The following is a 22,289-nucleotide window of genomic DNA, read 5'->3' on the forward strand; positions in this document are numbered from 1 at the left end:
CCGGAAGGCTTCCCCTGAAGGCGTCCCCTATCGCCCCGTGGCCGCTGCAGCGTCGGCCTTTTTCGGATCGGCGACGATGGTCGCGCCGGCATCCTTCAGCAGCCGCTGGAAGTCCGGCGAGGTCATGATGATTTTCCCGGCCGCCGCACGCAGGCGGTCGACGGCCTCGGGCGGCAGGGAGAACGATGTGGGAAGTTCATTGAGGTAGGCCAGTTCCTCCTTGTCCTCCAGCCGGGCGAACGACACGTCGATGGCGTAGATCGTCGCGTCTGGCGTGCGTAGCGCACGGGCGACCCCCGCATCCTTGTTCGCAGCGAACGCCGCCGAGCGGCGCACCTCGCCCATGGCCCGCCAGCGCGCCTGACTGTCCTTCAGCAGTTCGGTCGCCTCATAGGAATAGTGGTCGATCGGCACGCCGGCAGCTTTCACCAGGATTTCGATCATGCCCGGCGGAGATTCGGACTTGTCCCATTCCGTCTTGGGCACGGAAAGCGAATTGACGACAAAGACCACGATGTGGCGCACCTGATCGAGCGGCGTCTGGAGGCCGACCAGATGCAGCGCTTCCATCAGTTCCAGGGTATCCAGCACGCTGCGCATGCCGAGGTTGTCGGACACGCCGCCATCCACCACATGGAGATAGGGTCGGTTGATGCTGTCGCCAAACTCCGCCTCTTCCTTGATATGGCGACTGGCGCGCGCGGCGGGCCGGGGCGGCTCGCTGTCATGGATAAACGGCTGGATCCAGTCCGGCGGCGTGTAGTGGCAATTGCCGCCGTAGTTGTTCAGGGTGATCGGCGTGAGCACCACCGGCACGGCGGACGAGGCCGCCGCCGCCCGCGACAGCCGCACGGCGTTGAGGTCCGAACACAGCACATCGAACGTGGCCTGCGTAAAGGGCAGGCGCGCGCCCGTGGTGATATCGGTGGCCGAGGCCACGATAAAGGGGCCCTGCCCCCGGTTGAGGTCGCCGAACGTCGCCCCGTTGAACAGGATTTCATCGTAGAGGTCCGCCGCCAGTTCCGAGCGGCCCCATCCGCTCGACCACAGGGATGGCCAGTAGGCCGGATTGAAGGTCCGGCGCGTGATCGTGCCTTGCACATCGCGCTTGAGGAAACGCTGCTCGTAGTCATCGAACAGCTTTTCGCCGTAGAGCCCATAGGCCAGCGCCGTAAAGCTGCCGCCCGACACCCCGGTCACCACGCTCACATGATCGAGCAGGCGCGACTTGCCGCGCGGCCCGACGACTTCCGTGTTGCGCAGGAACTCCAGGACGCCATACGAAAAGGCCGCCGCGCGGGTCCCCCCGCCCGAAAAGGCCAGGATGACGAGGTTTTCCTTGCTGGCCGCGAACTGGGGCCGCGTAAAGAATCGATAGCCGGCATTCTGGTCTGCCTGGGCGATCGGCGGATTGACTGGCCGGCTCGCACAGCCGCCCAGCAGGAGGGACAGGCCAGGCAGGAGCCAGAACGCAAGCGCCAGCCATATGGAGGTGGCGGGGGTGGCGGGGGTGTTCTTCATCCCTAGCTCAGCCCATCCAGCACAAGATGCTGCCCGTGGATCGCCTGAGCGCCATCGGAGGCCAGGAACGCTACCGCACGCGCTGCCGCGCCAGTAGACACCCAGAGCGTATGCTCCGCCGCCGGCATGGCATTGCGGTTGGCCGGCGTGTCCAGGATGCCCGGGGCGATGCTGTTGACGTTGATGCGCGCCGCGCGCACCTCGCGCGAGAGGCTTTCCACCAGCCGCTGCAGGGCGCTCTTGGACGCGCTGTAGGCCCCCATCGTGGCCGCGCCGGCCGTGGCGCCGCGCGCCGAGACGGCCACGACCTTGCCGCTGCGCTGGAACATCATCGCCGGAATGAAATGGCCGGTCACGGCGACGAAGGACCACGCGTTCAGATCCATCATCCGCAGCCAGGATTCCCGGCTCAGCGTGTGGGTGGGCTCGCCCATTTCGAAGCCACCGGCCACGTGGACCAGCACGTCGACCGCGCCGAAGGCATCGAGGATGGCCGCCGCCACCGGCGCCATGGCCGTGTCGGACGTGACGTCGGCCGCGTGGAGCAGCATGCCGTGCTGCCCGGGCTCCGGATGGGCAAACACGGTTTGCAGGTGCTGCAGGTCACGGTCGATCAAGGCCAGCCGGGCGCCCTCGGCGGCGAAACGGCTGGCCACGGCGCGGCCCAGCGCGCCGGCGGCGCCGGTGATCACGACATGACGGGGAGGTGCGGTCGCATCCATCGATGGCTCCATGAAAGTTGCCCTTCCACCATAGAACCCGCGCGGCTGGACCGCAAAATGTTGCCGCGCGCAAAACTGTACAGCGCCGGCTGCGCCCATCTGTGCATGGCGGGCCACAACCGGCTCGGGCATGATGCGGCTCCGGCCATGCCGGCGGGCGTCGCGCGGCGCCCGGCACCACACTGTTCCAGGACCCGAATTGCCGCTTACCCGCCTCAAACAAAGTCAGACACTGCTGGCCGTGCTGGCCCTGATCGGCTCCATGGCCTCGCTGTGCGTGGGCACGTCGTTCGCCAAGAGCCTGTTCGGCGTCCTGGGAGCCCAGGGCACCACGGCACTGCGGGTAGGATTCTCGGCCCTGATCCTGCTCTGCGTCTGGCGGCCGTGGCGTTTTCCGCTCACGCGCGCCAATGCCCGCGCCATCGCGCTATACGGCGCCGCGCTGGGCGCCACGAACCTGCTGTTCTACATGTCCCTGCGCACGGTGCCGCTGGGGCTGGCCATCGCCATCGAATTCACCGGGCCGCTGACCGTGGCCGTGCTGTCCTCGCGCCGGGCGATCGACTTTCTCTGGATCGGCTGTGCCGTGACGGGCCTGCTGTTGCTGCTGCCGGTCGGGGCGACCGCGACCCACCTGGACCCGGTGGGCATCGGCTATGCGCTCGCAGCCGGGGTAGGCTGGGCGCTCTATATCGTATTCGGGCAGATGGCGGGCAATGCGCATGGCGGCCAGGCCACCTCGCTCGGGCTGACCATGGCCGCGCTGGTGACGCTGCCGTTCGGACTGGCCCATGCGGGGACGACGATGTTCAGCCCGTCGCTGCTGCTGGCCGGGCTGGCCGTGGGGCTGCTGTCGAGCGCGATTCCCTATTCGCTGGAGATGGTGGCGCTGAAACGCCTGCCGCGCCGCACCTTCGGCATCCTGCTCAGCATGGAGCCGGCCATGGGCGCGCTGGCCGGGCTGGCCTTCCTGCATGAGCAGCTCACGCCGCTCCAGTGGGTGGCGATTGCCGCGATTATCGTGGCGTCGATCGGCTGTACCGCGACCTCCCGGCGCCAGGCGCCGATCTGACTTACCACCTGACTTACCACCTGACTTAGTTAGCGGCGAACCAGTCGCGCGGGAGCCATTCGGCCGAAGGGGCCGGGGCCTTGCGCGGTTCGGCCAGCGTCAGAGTCACTTCGTGGAGCAGGCTGTCCTCGGGATTGCGCCGCGTGGCAAAGCCGCAATCGCGCATGATGGCCAGCATGCGGCGGTTTTCGCTGAGTACGTCGCCCCGCATGCCGCGCAGGCTGGCGGCGCGGGCCAGCTGCTGGAGCCGCTGGATCAGGCGCCGGCCCAGTCCCTGGCCCTGCCAGTTGTCCGCCACCACCACGGCCAGTTCGGCCTGCCCCTCTTCATTCACCACATATTCGGCATTGGCGACGATGACCTCGCCGAAGGTGACGACCAGCGCCACATCATGGTTCTGGCGACTCACGAACTGCGCGAGCGTCTCATTCGCCACCGGGCCGCCGGTCAGGAAGCGGTAATAGCGGCTTTCGCGCGACAAACCATCCACAAACGTGCGCAGACGCCCGTGATCGGACGCCCGGGCGGTGCGCAGCGTGACCTGCACACCACCCCGCACGGTCCAGCTTTCTTCACTGATGGTTGCTTGCGCGTCGCGCTGCTCGTTCATCCACTTCATGACGCGCTCCTGACTACGTTTTATGTAGCCAGGAGTATAGGCGATACCCTGACTTTTGCAAACGTAGTTAGGGTGCTATGCTGGATTCACCATGACCGAGCCTACCCATCCCGCCCTGCTGCCTTGCTCCATCGCCGCCACCCTTTCCCTGATCGGGGAAAAGTGGACGATGCTTATCTTGCGCGATGTGTTTTCCGGGGTGCGACGGTTCGACGATTTCCTCCAGCGCCTGCAGTGCTCGCCGGCCGTGCTGTCCGCGCGGCTCAAGACCCTGACTGAAGCCGGCCTGCTGCGCCGGGTCAGCTATAAGGAACCGGGCGAGCGCGAACGCTTCCAGTACCACCCGACGCGCGCCGCCGTGGACCTGCTGCCGGTGCTGGTCGGCCTGATGCAATGGGGCGACGATCACCTCGCGCCCAGCGGCCAGGGGCCGGCGGAGGTTCGCTCGAAGCTGTCCGGCCTCAAGATCCGCGCCGCACTGATCGATGAATCGGGGGCCCAGGTCGCGCCGAACGACATGCAGTTGCTCTCCCCCTACGCCGTCACGCCAGACACCCGCAACGGGGGCTGACCGCCTTCCCCACTCCCGGTTGCGCCCTCCCCGCGCGCACCGTGCGGAATCATTGCACTGCACCATCCCCGTGCCCACGCCCCATGCTGGCGCCGCACCATGATGCATAAACGTGCATCAATCGCCGCTTTTCGTCCGAAAACCGGCTTTCCACGCGCCTGATACGTCCCAATCCCGGCTGGCACACCGCTTGCGATAAAGAGCACGGGCCGGTCAACGGCGACCTGCCCACCCCACATCAAACGCCGGCTATTTCAGGTAGCCGAGCGTCAGGACAACGGCGTCCCCAGAACTGGCTTCTTGCCAGCCTCTCGGGACGCCATTTGTTTTTGGAGCCCAAGCATGAACGGTAAAGCCACCCGGATCGACCTGCTGAGTCTCAAGACTCCGCAGATGCGCGCCTTCCACCTGACCTGGATGGCGTTCTTCGTCTGCTTCTTCGCGTGGTTTGCCTGCGCACCGCTGATGCCGGTGCTCAAGGGCGAGTTCGGCCTCACGCCGGGCCAGATCGCCAATATCAATATCGCCGCCGTGGCGGTGACCATCATCGTGCGCCTGATCATCGGCCCGCTGTGCGACCGCTTCGGCCCGCGCAAGACCTACACCGGCCTGCTGGCCATCGGCGCGCTGCCGGTGCTCGGCGTGGCGCTGGCGCAGAACTACGAGACCTTCCTGTTCTTCCGCCTGCTGATCGGCGCGGTGGGCGCGAGCTTCGTCATCACGCAGTACCACACCTCGGTGATGTTCGCGCCAAACGTGGTGGGCACGGCCAACGCGGCCTCGGCCGGCTGGGGCAATGCCGGCGGCGGCGCGGCGCAGGCGGCCATGCCGCTGCTGCTGGGCGCGATCCTGATGATTGGCGTGGACCACACGCTCGGCTGGCGCCTGGCGCTGGTGGTGCCCGGCGTGCTGATGCTGATCATGGCCGTCGTGTACTGGAAGTTCACGCAGGACTGCCCGGAAGGCAACTACTCGGACCTGCGCGCACGCGGCGTGGCGGTCAGCGGCGCTAAAGGTGGAAAAGGCGGCGGCTGGGCCAGCTTCAAGGCGGCCAGCGCCAACTACCGCGTCTGGCTGCTGTTCATCACCTACGGCGCCTGCTTCGGCGTGGAGATCTTCATCCACAACGTGGCCGCCACCTTCTACGTGGACCACTTCGGCCTGTCGCTGTCGGCCGCCGGCATGGCTGCGGCGAGCTTCGGCCTGCTGGCGCTGTTCGCCCGGGCGCTGGGCGGCTATGTGTCGGACCGCTTCGCCCGCCGCCGCGGCCTGGACGCCCGCTCGATGGTGCTGTTCGTCTTTATCCTCGGCGAAGGGCTGGGCCTGCTGTGGTTCGCGCAGGCGTCCAGCGTCACGCTGGCCGTGGTGGCCATGCTGATCTTCGGCCTGTTCACCCACATGGCCTGCGGCGCCACGTACGCGCTGGTGCCGTTTATCGATCGCAAGGCGCTGGGCGGCGTGGCCGGCATCATCGGCGCCGGCGGCAACGTGGGCGCGGTGGCAGCCGGCTTTCTGATGAAGGGCCTGGGCGACCTGCAGCAGACCCTGACCTACCTCGGCGTGGCCGCCACGATCGCCGCCGTGTGCGCCATCGCCGTGCGCTTCAGCGCCGAGCACAAGGCCCAGGAGCAGGCCCTGTACGACAGCGCGCTGGCCAACTGAATTCGCATACGAAGAACCCCGGACAAGGAAAGCATCATGAAAATCATCATCGTCGGGCACGGCATGGTCGGCCACAAGTTCCTGGAATGCCTGGCGGATGCCGGCGCGCAGGACCTCGAAGTGACGGTGCTGTGCGAGGAGCCGCGCCCCGCGTACGACCGCGTCCACCTCTCCGAATTCTTCGCCGGCAAATCCGCCGAAGACCTCTCGCTGGTGCCGGCCGGCTTCTTCGAGCAGCACAACAACATGCTGCTGCGCCTGAACGCCAAGGCGGCGGCCATCGACACCGCCGCGAAGACCGTCACCACCTCCACCGGCGAAACGCTGGCCTACGACAAGCTGGTGCTCGCCACCGGCTCCTACCCCTTCGTACCGCCGCTGCCGGGCAAGGACCGCAAGGACACCTTCGTCTATCGCACCATCGAAGACCTGGAAGCGATGCGCGAATGCGGCAACCGGGCCAAGACCGGCGTGGTCATCGGCGGCGGCCTGCTCGGGCTGGAATGCGCCAAGGCGCTGCGCGACATGGGCCTGGAGACCCACGTGGTGGAGTTCGCCCCGCGCCTGATGGCCGTGCAGGTGGACGAAAGCGGCGGCCGCATGCTGCGCCAGAAGATCGAGGAGCTGGGCGTCAAGGCGCACACCGGCAAGAACACCAAGGAAATCGTCGATGGCGTGGAAGGCACCCATCGCATGAACTTTGCCGACGGCACGCACCTGGACACCGACATGATCGTGTTCTCGGCCGGCATCCGCCCGCGTGACGAACTGGCGCGCGAGAGCGGCCTGGCCGTGGGCGAGCGCGGCGGCATCGCCGTCGACAACAACTGCCTGACCTCCGACCCGCACGTCTACGCGATTGGCGAGTGCGCGCTGTGGCAAGGCAAGATCTACGGCCTGGTGGCCCCCGGCTACGACATGGCCCGCGTGGCCGCCCGCCACCTGCGCGGCGAGGCCGCCGAGTTCGCCGGCGCCGACATGAGCACCAAGCTCAAGCTGATGGGCGTGGACGTGGCCAGCATCGGCGACCCGCACGGCAACGTGCCGGGCAGCCGCTCGTACCAGTTCATCGACGAGCGCAAGCAGATCTACAAGAAGCTGGTGGTGTCCGACTGCGGCAAGTACCTGCTCGGCGGCGTGCTGATCGGCGATGCGGAGGAATACGGCACCCTGCTGCAGATGATGCTGAACCGCATCGAGCTGCCCGAGTCGCCCGAATTCCTGATCCTGCCGTCCTCGGACGGCCAGGCCAAGCCGGCGCTGGGCGCCGACGCGCTGCCGGACACCGCCCAGATCTGCTCGTGCAACAACGTCAGCAAGGGCCAGATCTGCGCCGCCGTGGGCGATGGCGCCACCAGCATCGGCGCGCTGAAGACCTGCACCAAGGCCGGCACGGCGTGCGGCGGCTGCGTGCCGCTGGTCACGCAGATCATGAAGGCCGAAATGAAGAAGCAGGGCATGGCCGTCAACAACCATGTCTGCGAGCACTTCCCCTACTCCCGCCAGGAGCTGTACCACCTCGTGCGCGTGGGCAACTTCAAGTCCTTCGAGGACCTGCTGGCCGCGCACGGCAAGGGCCTGGGCTGCGACATCTGCAAGCCCACCGTCGCCAACATCCTGGCCTCGTGCTGGAACGACTTCGTGCTCAAGGAAGAGCACGCCAGCCTGCAGGACTCCAACGACTACTTCCTGGCCAACATCCAGAAGGACGGCACCTACTCCGTGGTGCCGCGCATGCCGGGCGGCGAAGTGACGCCCGACGGCCTGATCGCGGTCGGCCAGGTGGCCAAGAAGTACGGCCTCTACACCAAGATCACCGGCGGCGCGCGCGTGGACATGTTCGGCGCGCGGCTGGAAGAACTGCCGATGATCTGGGAGGAACTGATCGCGGCCGGTTTCGAGTCGGGCCATGCGTACGGCAAGTCGCTGCGCACGGTGAAGTCCTGCGTGGGCTCCACGTGGTGCCGCTATGGCGTGGATGACTCGGTCGGCCTCGCCATCGAGATCGAGAACCGCTACAAGGGCCTGCGCGCCCCGCACAAGATCAAGTTCGGCGTGTCCGGCTGCACCCGCGAATGTGCCGAGGCGCAGGGCAAGGACGTGGGCATTATCGCCACGGAACGCGGCTGGAACCTCTACGTCTGCGGCAACGGCGGCATGAAGCCGCGCCACGCCGAACTGCTGGCCGGCGACCTGGACCACGACACGCTGATCCGCTACATCGACCGCTTCCTGATGTTCTACATCCGCACGGCAGACCGCCTGCAACGCACCAGCACCTGGCGCGACAACCTCGAAGGCGGCCTGGACTACCTGAAGTCGGTCGTGATCGACGACAAGCTGGGCGTGGGCGCCGAACTCGAGGCCGAGATGCAGCACGTGGTGGACACCTACGAGGACGAGTGGAAGAAGGCCGTCACGGACCCCGAGACCCGCAAGCGCTTCCGCCACTTCGTCAACAGCGACCTGCGCGACGACAACCTCGTCTTCCTGGAAGAGCGCGGCCAGGTCCGCCCGGCCACGCCCGAGGAACGGAACTTGCAGCGTTCACGCCTGAGCCACATCCCCGTGGTTGCCGTGCCCGCAAAAGCAGCCTGATAAAAGGAGAACGTGATGCATCATTCCCATCATCCGGAAACCTGGACCGCGATTTGCACCTTGCGCGACATCGTGCCCAATACTGGTGTCTGCGCACTGGTCGATGGCCAGCAGGTGGCCGTGTTCCGTATCGGCCGGGGCGAGGAGGTCTTCGCCATCGACAATTTCGATCCGAACTCGCAGGCGTCGGTGCTCTCGCGCGGGCTGGTGGGCAGCCTGGGCGAGCGCGTCGTGGTGGCCTCGCCGATCTACAAGCATCATTTCGACCTGCGTACCGGCGAATGCCTGGAAGCCCCCGAGCACTCGGTGGCGGCCTACGCGGCCCGGGTGTACGACGGCAAGGTCTGGGTAGCCGCCAGCGAAGTCGCGCGCCAGACCGAGGAAGAAATGGCGGCCTGAGCCGCCTCCCGCCTCCTGCATTGCCCCTCGCCCACGCCCAAGCCACCTGAGACGCCCATGACGCCCACCGCCACCCCCCACGCCAAACCCCGACTGGTTGTCGTCGGCAACGGCATGGCCGGCATGCGCACGGTCGAGGAACTGCTGAAGCTGGCGCCGGACCTGTATGACATCACGGTGTTCGGCGCCGAGCCGCACGGCAACTACAACCGCATCCTGCTCTCGCCGGTGCTCGCCGGCGAGAAGACCGTCGACGACATCATGCTCAACACGCGCGAGTGGTACGCCGCGCATGGCATCGAGCTGCTGGCGGGCGACCCCGTGGAGGCCATCGACCGCCCCCGCCGCACGGTGCGCTCGGCCTCCGGCCGGGAGGTGCGTTACGACCGCCTGCTGCTGGCCACGGGCTCCAAGCCGTTCATCCTGCCGGTGCCGGGCCATACGCTCGACGGGGTGATCGCCTTCCGCGACATCCAGGACGTGGAAACCATGCTCCACGCCGCGCGCAACCATCGTCACGCGGTGGTGATCGGCGGCGGCCTGCTCGGGCTCGAGGCCGCCAACGGCCTGCTGCGCCAGGGCATGGACGTGACCGTGGTCCACCTCGCCGACAGCCTGATGGAGCGCCAGCTCGACAAACCCGCCGCCGCGCTGCTGAAGCTGGCGCTGGAGCGCAAGGGCCTGCGCTTCCTGCTCGGCGCGCAGACCGCCGGCATTCTGGGCGATACCCGCGTGACCGGCGTGCTGTTCAAGGACGGCAGCCAGATCCCGGCGGACCTGGTGGTGATGACCGCCGGCGTGCGCCCCAATATCGAACTGGCGGCCGGCGCCGGCCTGCGCTGCGAGCGCGCCATCGTCGTGGACGACACGCTCCAGACCTTCGACCCGCGCATCTACGCCGTGGGCGAGTGCGTGCAGCATCGCCAGGCCACCTTCGGGCTGGTGGCGCCGATCTGGGACCAGGCGCGCGTCTGCGCGGCCCACCTGGCCGGCGCCGGGCATCGCCGCTACGTGCAGCAGGCCACGGCGACCAAGCTCAAGGTCACCGGCGTGGACCTGTACTCGGCCGGCGATTTCATTGGCGCCGATGGCAGCGAGGATCTGGTCCTGCGCGATCCCCGGCGCGGCGTCTACAAGCGGCTGGTGCTGCAGGACGGCCGGCTCGTGGGCGCGGTGCTATACGGCGACGTGCAGGACGGCCCGTGGTACTTCGACCTGATCCAGAGCGGCAAGCCGGTTGGCGCCCTGCGCCAGCGCCTGCTGTTCGGCAAGACCCAGTGCGAGGCCCTGGCCGCCTGATTTACCGGCTGGGTTGCCACCGGCGTTGCCGGCTGGCATCCACCGAAAGAGAGACATCGCTGTGAACCTGTCCGATATTGCGGTGGTTTCCTCCACCGCCACCACCACAACCGCCACCACCTGCCCCTATTGCGGCGTGGGCTGCGGCGTGCGCGCCACCGTGCGCGCGGACGGCCAGGTCGAAGTCAGCGGCGACGCGGACCATGCCTCCAACTTCGGCCGGCTCTGCGTCAAGGGCTCGGCGCTCGGCGAAACCCTCGACCTGGACGGCCGCCTGCTGCATCCCCAACTGCGCGAGGCCGATGGCGCGCTGCGCCGCGTCTCCTGGGACGAGGCGCTCGACAAGGTCGCCAAGGGCTTCTCGGACATCGTCGCCGCGCACGGCCCGGACGCCGTGGCGCTCTACGTCTCCGGCCAGATCCTGACCGAGGACTACTACATCGCCAACAAGCTGATGAAGGGGTTCATCGGCACGGCCAATATCGACACCAACTCGCGGCTCTGCATGTCATCCGCCGTGGCCGGCCACAAGCGCGCCTTCGGCGAAGACCTGGTGCCGTGCAGCTACGAGGACCTGGAGACCGCCGATCTCGTCGTGCTGGTGGGCTCGAACACCGCGTGGTGCCACCCGATCCTGTTCCAGCGGCTCACGCGCGCCAAGGAAGCCCGGCCCGAGATGAAGATCGTGGCGATCGATCCGCGCCGCACCGCCACCTGTGAACTGGCCGACCTGCACCTGCCGCTGCGCGCGGGCACCGATGTGCGGCTGTTCAACGGCCTGCTGAGCCATCTGGCCCGCGCCGGCAAGACCGACACGGCCTTCGTGGCCGCGCACACCGCCGGGCTGGAAGCCACGCTGGCCGCCGCCGAAGCGGACGACATCAGCGTCGCCGCCGTGGCGCGCGCCTGCAAGCTCGATCCGGCGGACGTGCAAGCCTTCTTCGACCTGTTCTCCAGCACGGAGCAGGTCATTACCGCGTTCTCGATGGGCGTGAACCAGTCCTCGTCCGGCACGGACAAGGTCAACAGCATCATCAACTGCCACCTGCTGACCGGCCGCATTGGCCGCCCCGGCATGGGCCCGTTCTCGCTGACCGGCCAGCCCAACGCGATGGGCGGGCGCGAAGTCGGCGGGCTGGCGAACATGCTGGCCGCCCATATGGAGCTGGCCAACCCGGTCCACCGGGACATCGTGCAGGACTTCTGGCAGTCCCCGGCGATGGCCGACCAGCCCGGCCTCAAGGCCGTGGACCTGTTCGACGCCATCGAGCAAGGCAGGGTCAAGGCGGTCTGGGTCATTGCCACCAACCCCGTGGTGAGCCTGCCCGATGCCGATCAGGCGCGGCGCGCGCTGGCCAAGTGCGAACTGGTGGTGGCGTCGGACATCGTCACGCACACCGACACCAACGACGCCGCCCACATCCTGCTGCCGGCGCTGGGCTGGGGCGAGAAGAACGGCACGGTGACCAACACCGAGCGCCGCATCTCGCGCCAGCGCGCCTTCCTGCCCGCGCCGGGCGAGGCCCGCGCCGACTGGGACATCCTCTGCGACGTGGCCCGCCGCATGGGCTTCGCCGGCTTCGACTACGCCGGTCCGCATGAAATCTTCGACGAACACGCCCGCCTGAGCGCGTGGCGCAACGACACCGCCACCGAGCGCGACGCACCGCGTGCGTTCGACATCAGCGGGCTGGCCGGGCTGGCCCAGGCCGACTATGACGCGCTCTCGCCGGTGCAATGGCCCGTACGTGCGGACCTGACCGAAGGCACGCAGCGCCTGTTCACCGACCGCCGCTACGCCCATCCCGATGGCCGCGCCCGCTTCGTGCCGACCGCGCCGCGCGCGCCGGCCCACGCCACCGACGACGACTTCCCGCTGATCCTGAACACCGGCCGGGTGCGCGACCAATGGCACACCATGACCCGCACCGGCAAGGCCGCGCGGCTCTCCGACCACCTGCCCGAGCCCTTCGTCGACATGCATCCGCAAGACGCCCTGCTGTGCGGCGTGGGCGAAGGCAAGCTGGCACGCATCACCAGCCGCTGGGGCGCGATGGTGGCCCGCGTGCGCCATGGCGGCGGCATTCCGCGTGGCAGCGTGTTCGTGCCGATCCACTGGAACAGCCAGTTCAGTTCCGATGCCCGCGTGGGCGCGCTGGTCAATCCGGCGGTCGATCCGGTCTCGGGCGAGCCCGAGTTCAAGCACACGCCGGTGCGCGTGGAGGAATTCCGCGTCTCGTGGCACGGCTTCGTGCTGAGCCGCGCCGCCCTGCCCGCCGATGCGCTGACGTACTGGACGCGCATCCAGGGCAAGCAGTTCCAGCGCTACGAATTCGCCGGCCGGGAGACCATCCCCGACCGCGCCGCCTGGGCCCGCGCGCTGCTGGGCGTGCAGGACCCCGAGGCCGACTGGCTCGAGTACGAGGACCGCACCGCTGGCGTCTATCACGCGGGCTATGTGGTCAACGACCGGATCGAGGCCTGCGTGTACGTCTCCACGCGCCCGGACCTGCCCTCGCGCGCGTGGCTGTCGCAGTTGTTCGGACAAGAGCGGCTGGAAGACACCGACCGCATCGGCCTGCTGCTGGGCCAGCCGATGGAGAAAGGCGCCGACGCCGGCCCCACGGTGTGCTCCTGCTTCGGCGTGGGCCGCAACACGATCTGCGACGCCGTGCGCAAGCACGACCTCAAGACCCCGGCTGAAATCACCGCCTGCGTGAAGGCCGGCGGCAATTGCGGCTCCTGCGTGCCGGAACTGAAAAAGCTGCTGGTCGAAATCCGGGTGGCCGAAGCGGCTTAAAAGCGTGCCTTTCTCCTCTCTTCCGCTATCGGGCGAGAGGAGATATTAGGCACCCTTATCTCTGATATTAAATAATTCCCACAAACAGTTCATTCATTTCACCTACGATGACCTGATTGCACCGTAGCGAGGTGACGCTCCGTCATTCGCCCGCAAAAATAATAATGGGCATGCTTGTCGTCATCAAGGTTGACCACCCGGGAATCCCAGGTGCTCGCCTTGATCGCCAAGGGGATGAGCACCAGTGATATCGCCAGGTATCTGGGCGTTACCGAATTCACGGCCCGCAAGCACCGCACCAATATCTCCGCAAAACTCGACATTCATTCCACGTCGCAGCTGGTTGCCTTTGCCACCGCGCACGCCAATACGGCGACCCACGCGCCCATCCCGATTCTTCAGCCGGACACATTAAGCCAGCGTGAAAAGGACGTCTTGCAGAAACTGAGCCTGGGCCTGACGGCCAAGGAAATCGGCAGGCATCTCAGCATCAGTCCCCGCACCGTCAGCAAACATCTGGAAAACATCCGCGCCAAAACCGGGCTGCAAACCCTGGCGGATCTCATGACGATTTCCAGACAAATCAGAATTCCCGTTGATTCCAACCCGCCGAATACGCATTCTGAGTAATGGCGAATACCCCTCCGCGGCATCAACACTGGTTATGCGATACGTCACCAAGCGAAATCGCGACATCCGCAAAATGCCAACAACTTAATAAGGGGTAACACCATGAATTGGAATCGATCTTTCACGGACTTGATACGCAACGGGCGCCCCGCATACTGGGGTAACTGGACCCTGACGCCCAATATCAAACCGGGCGCCGTGGGCTTTGTGTCGCCGGACACCGGCGATTTCACGCTGGTCAAGGAAGAGACTCCGGGGCTCACGCTGAGCACGCGCGGCATTCCCAACCAGTGGAAGCTGTCGTCCAGCAACGTGCAGCGCAGCGAATCCAACGTCAACCTGGACGGCTCCGCCACCGACCCGGATACCGGCGTCAAGGTGACGGCTGGCGTCGAGGTGAAGTGGGATTTCTCGTCGGTGGGGTCGATCGCGTCCGAGTTCGGCATCGCGTCGGAAACGTTCATCAGCGACCTGACCACGCTTGGCAAGTCGGACACCTACAAGTGGCTGTACGACCAGGCGCAGTCGGTCAGCATGGGGTCGAACGGGCAGATTGCGCAGGGATTCGGCGTGGTCACCAGCGCCGTCTACGCGCACAGCGGGCTGAACGTGGGTTCCCAGGACAACAGCTCTTCCTTCTCGCTGACCGGCTCCGCCGGTGCCGTGCAGGAGATGCTGGGCGGCGCCAATGGCAAGGGCTCGTTCGTCTCCACCCGCCAGAACAAGAGCGTGGATCAGCATCTCTGGCCTTACCAGTCGGATCAGCTCGCGCCCTCCCCGATTCCGATCGCCTACACCTTCGCCTCGTTCGACGGGCCGCTGCTGATCCCGAACTGGATCAACCGGCTCGGCGCCTTCGAGGTGGTCTTCGACAACAAGCCCGGGTGCACCTACGTGACCCACATCCAGATCGGCTACGACTCGCCGGCGGGGCGGCAACACGACGAGTTCTCGCTGAGCGGCGGCATTTCCAAGACCGTGAGCAACATCCCGCTTAGCGCGACGAATATCCGCGTGGACGTGAAATTCCAGGGGGTCATGAACAGCGACCACTACGCCTTCAACTGGCCCAGCCCGCTTGGGCAATGGCTGACGGGGCGTCGCGCCATCGAGATGACTGGCGTCTGGCCGGGGCAGACCCACGCGCGGGAAGTCTGACTTCCCCCTCCATCGCAGAAACCTGAAGTTTTCCAAGGAGAAACACCATGGCAACGCTCGTCAACATCACCGCCAAGACCCCCACCGCCGTGCAGATCTGGGGATTTCACGATCCGTCCGACGTCGACGACGTGGCGGCGGCACTCAATACCATCGCCAGCGGCCTGACCGGCAGCGGCCACACGATTCACGTCATGTCCGGCACCCACGGCTACTGCGAGGGGAAGATCGGCGCCGTGGCACAGCGCGAAGAGAAGTTCGCGGAGGAGGACCGGGGCCTTGCGTCGCCCAAGACCAAGGACCAGAAACCCGTCGCCATCGCCGTGCATGACTTCAATAACGGCAACCTGCCCGGCCCCGACCGCGTAACGGCAGCCATGGCCAAGCTGAACGGGGACATGCGCCGCATCGTGGGCAATCTCCCGGGCACCCACACCTTCCTGCTGGCCTACTGCTGCAGCGCCGGCACGCGCTAGCCTGCCGGGGTCTTGAAAGGCTCACGCCGCGATGCGCACGCGGCGTGAGCGGGCAGTTCCTGTATCTTGACATTTCATCTACTGTTGGACAAAATGTCCAGCATGAAGACCCGCACGCCGGAGCAGCGCCAGTTGCTCGACCAGATCAAGCAGATTGCCGATGGCCTCGGGCAGACGCTCGCGCCGTTCTGCGAGGTCGTGGTCCACGACCTGCTCGAGCCCGAGCAGTCGATCCTCGCCATCCACAACAACCTGTCCGGCCGCGCCGTGGGCGACCCCACCACCGAGTTGGGCCAAGCCCGCATCACCGATCCGGACTACCCTCAGATCATCGCCAATTATCCGAACCAGTTCGCGGATGGGCGGCAGGCCAAGAGCACCTCGGTGGGCGTCAAGGACAGCAACGGGCGTTATATCGCCGCGCTGTGCATGAATGTCGACCTGACGCTGTTCCGCAGCCTGCAGATTGCGATGGGGCAATTCGTCCAGACTGCCGTCGAGGGGCCGCAAGAGTCACTCGACCCCGCCGGCACCGATGCCCTGCGTGCCCGTATCGACACTTTTGCCGCCCGGCTGGCCACCACGCCCCGTGCGCTGAAGACCGAAGACCGGCGCGCGCTGATGCATGAACTCAAGGCGTCGGGCCTGTTGGAGGTCCGGCGCGCCATGGAAACCGTCGCGGCACATCTCGGCGTGTCGCGCGCCTCGGTCTATAGCTATGCCCGCTGACACCCATCTGGCCCAACTCCTGCTGCTCGACAAATTCGACGTCGAAGCGGCCCTGCAACCGGACGATGTGCTGGCTGCCGTGCGCGAAGCCTTCGTGCTGCACAGCCACCGCGAAGGCCGCGTGTTCCCGCTGATCCGCGAGAAACTGGCCACCGGCGGCGTGTTCGGCATCAAGGCCGGCGATGTGCCGAAGCAGAACCTGCTCGGCTTCAAGGCGGCCGGGTTCTGGCCGGACAACCGCGCCCAGGGCGGCGAGCCGCATCAGGCCACGGTGCTGCTGATCGACCCCGCCACGGGCCGCCCGCTCTGCGTGCTGGACGGCAACGCCATCACCACCGCGCGCACCGGCGCGGCCGGCGGCATCGGCCTGCAACTGCTGGCGCGACCCAACAGCGAGCGCGTCTGCGTGTTCGGCACTGGCGTGCAGGCGCGCGTGCAGCTGACCTATGCGCTGCGCCTGCTGCCGTCGCTGTGCCATGTTTCCTACGTCCCCTTCAGCCGCCAGCGCGATCCGGCGTTCGAGGCGGCGTTCTCCGACCGCTGCCAGATTGAACTGGCGACGGACGCCAGCGCGGCGGTGTCGAAGAGTGACGTCGTCATCACCGCCACACCCGGCGGCGGCGCCCTGTTCGAGGCCGACGCCGTGCAGCCCGGCACCCACCTGAACTGCGTGGGCGCCGATACGCGCGGCAAGCGCGAACTGCCGGACGGCGTGCTGGCCCGCGCGCGCGTCTTTGCCGACGACCGCGAGCAGGCCCGCGGCATCGGCGAGTGCCAGTGGGCCGCCCAGGTCGACTGCACCGAGATCGGCGACCTGCTGACCGGCAACGCCATGTTCGACCGTGCCTCCACCGACATCACCGTCTTCGACATGACCGGCCTGGCGCTCCAGGACCTGACCGTCGCCCGCTTCCTGCACGAGCGCGCCGTGGCCGATGGCACCGGCAAGCGCCTGGCCTGGCCCTGGTAATCTCCTTCACCTCCATCGCACCCCTCGCACCCTTCCCTGCCATGACGACCCTGCAACTGCCCACCTACGCCGATGTGCAAGCCGCCGCCCAGCGCCTGGACGGCCACGCCAACCGCACGCCCGTGAACACCTCGCGCACGCTCAACGACATCGTCGGCGCGGAAGTGTTCATCAAGTGCGAGAACTTCCAGCGCATGGGCGCGTTCAAGTTCCGCGGCGCGTTCAACGCCTTGTCGAAGTTCTCGCCCGAGCAGCGCAAGGGTGGCGTGGTGGCGTTCTCGTCCGGCAACCATGCCCAGGGCATCGCCCTCTCGGCCAAACTGCTCGGCATGCCGGCGACCATCGTCATGCCGCACGACGCCCCGGCCGCCAAGGTAGCCGCCACCAAGGGCTACGGCGCCAACGTGGTGACCTACGACCGCTATACCGAAGACCGCGAGGCGATTGGCCGCAAGCTGGCCGCCGAGCACGGCATGACGCTGATTCCGCCGTACGACCATCCGGACGTGCTGGCCGGCCAGGGCACGGCCGCCAAGGAACTGTTCGAGGAAGTCGGCCCGCTGGACGCCCTGTTCACGCCGCTCGGCGGCGGCGGGCTGCTCTCCGGCACGGCGCTGGCCACGCGCGCGCTGGCGCCGGCCTGCAAGCTCTACGGCGTGGAGCCGGAGGCCGGCAACGACGGCCAGCAGTCGTTCCGCAAGGGCGAGATCGTCAACATCGACACCCCGAAGACGATTGCCGATGGCGCGCAGACCCAGCATCTGGGCGAGTACACCTTCGGCATCATCCGCCGCGACGTCACGGACATCGTCACCGCCTCGGACGCGCAACTGGTGGACGCCATGCGCTTCTTCGCCGAGCGCATGAAGATGGTGGTGGAGCCCACCGGCTGCCTCGGGCTGGCCGCCGTGCTGGCCATGAAGGACCAGCTCAAGGGCCAGCGCGTGGGCGTGCTCATCAGCGGCGGCAACGTCGACATCGCACGGTTCTGCGAGTTGCTCACGGCGTAAGCTTCGCCCCACCCCGGCCGGGGGGCTACATCTCCCCGGCCTGCTTCACCTCTTCCTTCGTATCGCGCGCCGGCTCCGGGCTGAGCTGCATGAAGATCCATGCGGATGCCGAGGTAATCAGCCCCACGCAGATGAAGGTGGCGTGGAAGGCTGGCAGCACTTCCATCTGGTGCGCACCGTTCGCGCCAAAGCCGGCCTGGAACGTGGCCAGCAGCGCGCCGGCCGAGGTCACCGCCAGGCTCATCGACAGCATCTGCACCATCGACAGCATCGAATTGCCGCTGCTGGCACTGGCTCCCGACAGGTCTTTCAGTGCCACGGTGTTCATGGCCGTGAACTGGATCGAGTTGACCATGCCGAAGATGGCAAGCTGCACCAGCGTCAGCGCCAGCGGGCGCGTTAGCGAAATCAGTGCGAAAGACGCCATCGTCAGCCCTACCACGAAGGTGTTGACCACCAGCACGCGCCGGTAGCCGTGGCGCTCGATCAGCATCGTCGCCAGCCGCTTGGAGGCCATGCCGGCGGCCGTGACCGGCAGCATCATCAGGCCGGCATCGAACGGCGCGTAGCCCATGCTCACCTGGAGCATCAGCGGAATCAGGAACGGCATCGCCCCGTTGCCGATACGCGCGAACAGGTTACCGAGCAGCCCCACGCTGAACGCGTGGATTTTGAACAGCTTCAGCGAGAACAACGGGTTCTGGCGCTTGTTGGCGTGCAGCACGTAGGCCGTGAGCGCCGCCATGCTGCCAATCAGCAGCATCAGCACCGTGGCGTGCTGGAAGCCCATGCCCGCCAGCCCGTCCAGCGAAAAGGACAGCGCCACCATGGCCACGGCCAGCAGCAGGTAGCCGGTTACGTCGAAGCCGCCCATGCCGGGCAGCCGTGAGTTCGGCATATAGCGGATCGTGGCGATGGCGCCGATGATCCCCACCGGCACGTTGATCAGGAAGATCCAGTGCCACGACAGCGTCTGCGTCAGCCAGCCGCCCAGCGTGGGGCCGATCAGCGGGCCGATCATGCCCGGAATGGCCACGAAGCTGAGCGCCTGGAGGTATTGCTCGCGCGGGAAGGTGCGCAGCACGGAGAGCCGCCCCACCGGCAGCAGCATGGCGCCGCCCACGCCCTGCACCACCCGCGCGGCGGTCAGTGCCGGCAGCGTGGGCGCCCAGGCGCATAGCAGGGAGCCGAGCACGAACAGGCCGATGGCGGTCTGGAAGATCGTGCGCGTGCCGAAGCGGTCCGCCAGCCAGCCCGAGGCCGGAATGACCACCGCCATGGTGAGGGAATAGGCGATAACGACCGACTGCATGCGCAGCGGGCTTTCGCCCAGGCTGTGCGCCATCGACGGCAGCGCCGTGTTGACGATGGTCGAATCGAGCGTCTGCATGAAAAAGCCAACGGCCACGACCCACAGCATGATGCGGAGGTCGCGGTCCTGGGGCATGGAGGGGGGCATGGGGCTCCACGGATGCCAGTCAAAGACGCCACCTTAGGCCGGAGACGCGCCGCTGGCAAGTCAGACGGCGGCTGACATGCCCCTGCGCTTGGTGCTCCGAGGCAAGCCGATCGCATGGTTTTTCTCCCCTCTCCCACTGGGAGAGGGGCGGGGGAGAGGGAGGGCGGTTCTGCGGAGTGACATCGCGCCGCATGCTCAATCCCTCTCCCCCGGCCCCTCTCCCGCAGGCGGGAGAGGGGAGAAAAACCAGCTTTACATCGACGCGCGCAGCCCCAGGAAGAAGCGCCGCCCGGCCGCCGGCTCGAAGTACCGGCCGTTGGCCTCGTTGACGATGACCGAGCCGATGTAGTGCCGGTCCGCCAGGTTGTCGATCCGCCCGAACAGGTACAGCCGGGTCCGGCCCAGCTTGAATTCGTAGCCGGCCTTGAGGTTGAAGACCATGTAGCCGGGCGCCGCCTGGGTGTTGAGATCGTCCGCATAGACCTGGCTGTCCGCCCGCGCCTCCACCCCCAGCATCAGCGGCGCCAGCGGCCGGTAGGTCAACTCCGCGCCGAGGCTGTGCCGCGCCGTGCCGGGCAGCCGGTTGCCGGCCGCCACCTGCAGGCCCTGCGCGTTGAGATATGCCTCCCCGAAGTAGGCCGACAAATAGGTATACCCGAGCCCCGCCCCCCACTGCTGCGCCTGGCCGAAGGTGCCGCGCCAGCCCAGTTCCAGCCCGCGCCGGCGCACGCCGTTCACGTTCTGGTAGACCGTGCGGCCGGCGTTGTTCGATACCGGCACCACCTCGTCGTGGCTGTCGGCATCGAACAGCGCAGCCTCCACCTTCTGGCCGGCCGCCTGCCATTTCACGCCGATCTCGCCCTGCCGGCTGGTGGACGCCTGCAAGCCCAGGTTGGCGCCCACGCCGCCGGGGCCGTAGGCCACCTCGGTCAGCGTCGGGGTCTCGAAGCCCCGGCCCAGGTTGGCGTAGACATTGAGCGTGTCGTGGGCGTGCCAGACCACGCCGGCCACCGGGCTGACGTTGTGATAGGTGGAGGTGCCGCTGTCGTCGGGGCTGGCCGCCGTGACGTAGTGGTCGTCAATGCGCAGCCGCACCATGCTCGCCCGCAGCCCGCCCACCAGTTCCCAGGCGGGATGCACGGTCCAGTTGAACTGGGCGAACGCGCCGTAGTCGGCCGCCTCGTCGGTCTCGTCCCGGCGCAGCGCGCCCTGCTGGCCGTTATCGTTGACGTAGCCATGGCGGCCGTCGCGCATGGCGTTGGCCTCGATCCCGGCCGTCCATTGCAGCGGCAGGCCGTTGGCCGTGGTCTTGTGCGTCCACGCCAGCGCCGTGCCGCCGTAGGTGCGGTCCAGATCGACAATCCCGCCCGCCGACGAGGGCGCCGCACCGCTGAAGCCGAGCCGCTGGGTCAGCTGCCGCCCGCCGCCGTAGAGACGGAAGTTCAGGCTGTCACGCTCGCTCAGCTGGTGTTCGACCACCACGCCGGCCTGCGTCTGCTCGACATTCTTGCCCGTATTGAACTGGGTCGCCGCCGGCACGGCCTGCCGGGGGTTGGCGTCCGCCTGGGCGCGCGTGAGCCCCAGCGGGTCCTCGGCCAGCGGCTGGGTGAAGTAGTTGAACTGGCCGGTGATCTTGGTCGCCGTGGTCGGTTGGGCCACGATCTTGGCGTTGAGCTGGTAGCGGCGCGCGGCGCTGTGGTCCCGGTAGCCATCGGTCTGGTAGGTCCAGGCGTCCAGCGAGCCGCCGAGGCGGTCATTGCCGCCGGCCAGCGCCACGCCGGCCTGCCATTGCCCGTCCGAGCCGAAGCCGGTTGAGGCCCGCCCGGTGAAGCCATCCTTGGGCGGAGCGGGCGTGAACACCTGCACCACGCCGCCCGAGGCATTGCCGTACATCTGGGCGAACGGGCCACGCAGCACCTCCACCCGGCTCGCGTTGGCCAGGTCGAAGGTGGAAGCCTGCCCCTGACCGTCCGGCATGGTGGCAGGAATGCCATCGATGAACAGGCGCACCCCGCGCACCCCGAAGGTCGAGCGGCTGCCAAAGCCGCGCACGGCGATCTGGAGGTCCTGGGCGTAGTTCTGGCGGTCCCGCACGGCAATGCCGGGGACGGTCAGTGTCAGTTCGGAGAGATTGACCAGCGGGGATGCCGCCGTGAAGGGATCCACGGCGATGCTGGTGACGGCGGCCGGGGCATCGAACTGGCGCTGTTCGCTGCGGCTGGCGCTGACCACCACGTCGGGCAGCGTCTTTTCTTCGGCCGTCTGGGCCAGGGCCGCCGGCATCGCCAGCAGCGAGGCTAGCGGAAAGAGGGAAAAACGGTAAAGGGTCCTGCCGGTGGCGTGCATGGGGGCGCGTTCCAGAGAGTAGACACCTCGCGCGCGAAACGTCGCGCGAGGCATAGTCTACCCAAACCGGGGCGCCCCGCCGGAATCAGTTGCCGCCGGTCACCAGCGTACGCGCCTCCACCACCTTGTCGCGGTAGGCTTCGAAGATGCGGCGCAGCGCCTGTTCCATGTTCAGCTTCGGCTGCCAGCCCAGTTCTTCCATCGTGTTGTCGATCTTCGGCACACGGTGCTGTACGTCCTGGTAGCCC

18 protein-coding genes and 1 pseudogene are annotated in these 22,289 nt (G+C 67.3%); 13 read left to right on the top strand and 6 right to left on the bottom strand.

Annotated features, from left to right (window positions below):
* Nucleotides 1-27 precede the first annotated feature (27 nt).
* Nucleotides 28-1,521, bottom strand: a complete 1,494-nt coding sequence (locus tag AC1DFU_RS27275) for a patatin-like phospholipase family protein (protein WP_092301841.1) — start codon at nucleotides 1,519-1,521, stop codon at nucleotides 28-30.
* A 2-nt stretch (nucleotides 1,522-1,523) separates the two neighbouring features.
* Complete coding sequence (locus tag AC1DFU_RS27280) at nucleotides 1,524-2,243, bottom strand: SDR family NAD(P)-dependent oxidoreductase (RefSeq protein ID WP_441593750.1); 720 nt, start codon at nucleotides 2,241-2,243, stop codon at nucleotides 1,524-1,526.
* Between the two features lie 199 nt (nucleotides 2,244-2,442).
* Here AC1DFU_RS27280 and AC1DFU_RS27285 point away from each other — a divergent pair, with 199 nt between their 5' ends.
* Nucleotides 2,443-3,315, top strand: a complete 873-nt coding sequence (locus AC1DFU_RS27285) for an EamA family transporter (RefSeq protein ID WP_255371008.1) — start codon at nucleotides 2,443-2,445, stop codon at nucleotides 3,313-3,315.
* 25 nt (nucleotides 3,316-3,340) lie between these two features.
* Here AC1DFU_RS27285 and AC1DFU_RS27290 read toward each other — a convergent pair whose 3' ends face one another.
* Nucleotides 3,341-3,925: a GNAT family N-acetyltransferase gene (locus AC1DFU_RS27290; protein ID WP_092301883.1), complete on the bottom strand. Its 585-nt coding sequence runs from the start codon at nucleotides 3,923-3,925 to the stop codon at nucleotides 3,341-3,343.
* 100 nt (nucleotides 3,926-4,025) lie between these two features.
* Between AC1DFU_RS27290 and AC1DFU_RS27295 the strand changes: the two genes are divergently transcribed.
* From AC1DFU_RS27295 to AC1DFU_RS27350, 12 genes are all read left to right on the top strand, one after another.
* A complete protein-coding gene (locus AC1DFU_RS27295; protein ID WP_092301835.1) occupies nucleotides 4,026-4,505 on the top strand; it encodes a winged helix-turn-helix transcriptional regulator in 480 nt (159 codons plus the stop codon).
* 342 nt (nucleotides 4,506-4,847) lie between these two features.
* A complete protein-coding gene (locus AC1DFU_RS27300) occupies nucleotides 4,848-6,167 on the top strand; it encodes an MFS transporter (RefSeq protein ID WP_441593753.1) in 1,320 nt (439 codons plus the stop codon).
* 36 nt (nucleotides 6,168-6,203) lie between these two features.
* A complete protein-coding gene (gene nirB, locus AC1DFU_RS27305) occupies nucleotides 6,204-8,765 on the top strand; it encodes a nitrite reductase large subunit NirB (protein ID WP_441593755.1) in 2,562 nt (853 codons plus the stop codon).
* A gap of 15 nt (nucleotides 8,766-8,780) precedes the next feature.
* Nucleotides 8,781-9,164, top strand: coding sequence for a nitrite reductase small subunit NirD (gene nirD, locus AC1DFU_RS27310; protein WP_092301825.1), 384 nt, complete (start codon nucleotides 8,781-8,783; stop codon nucleotides 9,162-9,164).
* A 57-nt stretch (nucleotides 9,165-9,221) separates the two neighbouring features.
* Complete coding sequence (locus tag AC1DFU_RS27315) at nucleotides 9,222-10,463, top strand: NAD(P)/FAD-dependent oxidoreductase (RefSeq protein ID WP_441593757.1); 1,242 nt, start codon at nucleotides 9,222-9,224, stop codon at nucleotides 10,461-10,463.
* Nucleotides 10,464-10,524: 61 nt separating this feature from the next.
* Complete coding sequence (locus tag AC1DFU_RS27320; protein WP_441593759.1) at nucleotides 10,525-13,263, top strand: molybdopterin-dependent oxidoreductase; 2,739 nt, start codon at nucleotides 10,525-10,527, stop codon at nucleotides 13,261-13,263.
* 189 nt (nucleotides 13,264-13,452) lie between these two features.
* Nucleotides 13,453-13,893, top strand: coding sequence for a response regulator transcription factor (locus AC1DFU_RS27325; protein WP_255371007.1), 441 nt, complete (start codon nucleotides 13,453-13,455; stop codon nucleotides 13,891-13,893).
* Between the two features lie 102 nt (nucleotides 13,894-13,995).
* Nucleotides 13,996-15,051, top strand: a complete 1,056-nt coding sequence (locus AC1DFU_RS27330) for a hypothetical protein (RefSeq protein WP_092301811.1) — start codon at nucleotides 13,996-13,998, stop codon at nucleotides 15,049-15,051.
* 47 nt (nucleotides 15,052-15,098) lie between these two features.
* The gene (locus AC1DFU_RS27335; protein ID WP_092301808.1) at nucleotides 15,099-15,527 is read left to right on the top strand and encodes a hypothetical protein; all 429 of its coding nucleotides are present in this window, start codon (nucleotides 15,099-15,101) and stop codon (nucleotides 15,525-15,527) included.
* 102 nt (nucleotides 15,528-15,629) lie between these two features.
* The gene (locus AC1DFU_RS27340; protein ID WP_441593761.1) at nucleotides 15,630-16,256 is read left to right on the top strand and encodes a helix-turn-helix transcriptional regulator; all 627 of its coding nucleotides are present in this window, start codon (nucleotides 15,630-15,632) and stop codon (nucleotides 16,254-16,256) included.
* Nucleotides 16,246-17,226, top strand: coding sequence for an ornithine cyclodeaminase family protein (locus AC1DFU_RS27345; protein ID WP_092301805.1), 981 nt, complete (start codon nucleotides 16,246-16,248; stop codon nucleotides 17,224-17,226). Before AC1DFU_RS27340 ends, AC1DFU_RS27345 begins: the two co-directional genes overlap by 11 nt.
* Nucleotides 17,227-17,267: 41 nt before the next feature.
* The gene (locus AC1DFU_RS27350) at nucleotides 17,268-18,236 is read left to right on the top strand and encodes a threo-3-hydroxy-L-aspartate ammonia-lyase (RefSeq protein WP_441593764.1); all 969 of its coding nucleotides are present in this window, start codon (nucleotides 17,268-17,270) and stop codon (nucleotides 18,234-18,236) included.
* A gap of 25 nt (nucleotides 18,237-18,261) precedes the next feature.
* Here the strand turns inward: AC1DFU_RS27350 and mdtD are convergent, their stop codons facing one another.
* From mdtD to AC1DFU_RS27365, 3 genes and pseudogenes are all read right to left on the bottom strand, one after another.
* Nucleotides 18,262-19,695 (bottom strand): multidrug transporter subunit MdtD, encoded by a 1,434-nt coding sequence (mdtD, locus tag AC1DFU_RS27355; RefSeq protein WP_477159826.1) that lies wholly within the window; start codon nucleotides 19,693-19,695, stop codon nucleotides 18,262-18,264.
* Nucleotides 19,696-19,947: 252 nt separating this feature from the next.
* Entirely contained in the window at nucleotides 19,948-22,041 is a 2,094-nt protein-coding gene (locus AC1DFU_RS27360) for a TonB-dependent receptor family protein (RefSeq protein WP_441593766.1), read from the bottom strand.
* A gap of 85 nt (nucleotides 22,042-22,126) precedes the next feature.
* Nucleotides 22,127-22,289, bottom strand: a pseudogene (locus AC1DFU_RS27365) (bifunctional UDP-4-keto-pentose/UDP-xylose synthase); the annotation flags it as partial.

It is taken from the genome of Cupriavidus sp. 10L45, from assembly GCF_056395225.1.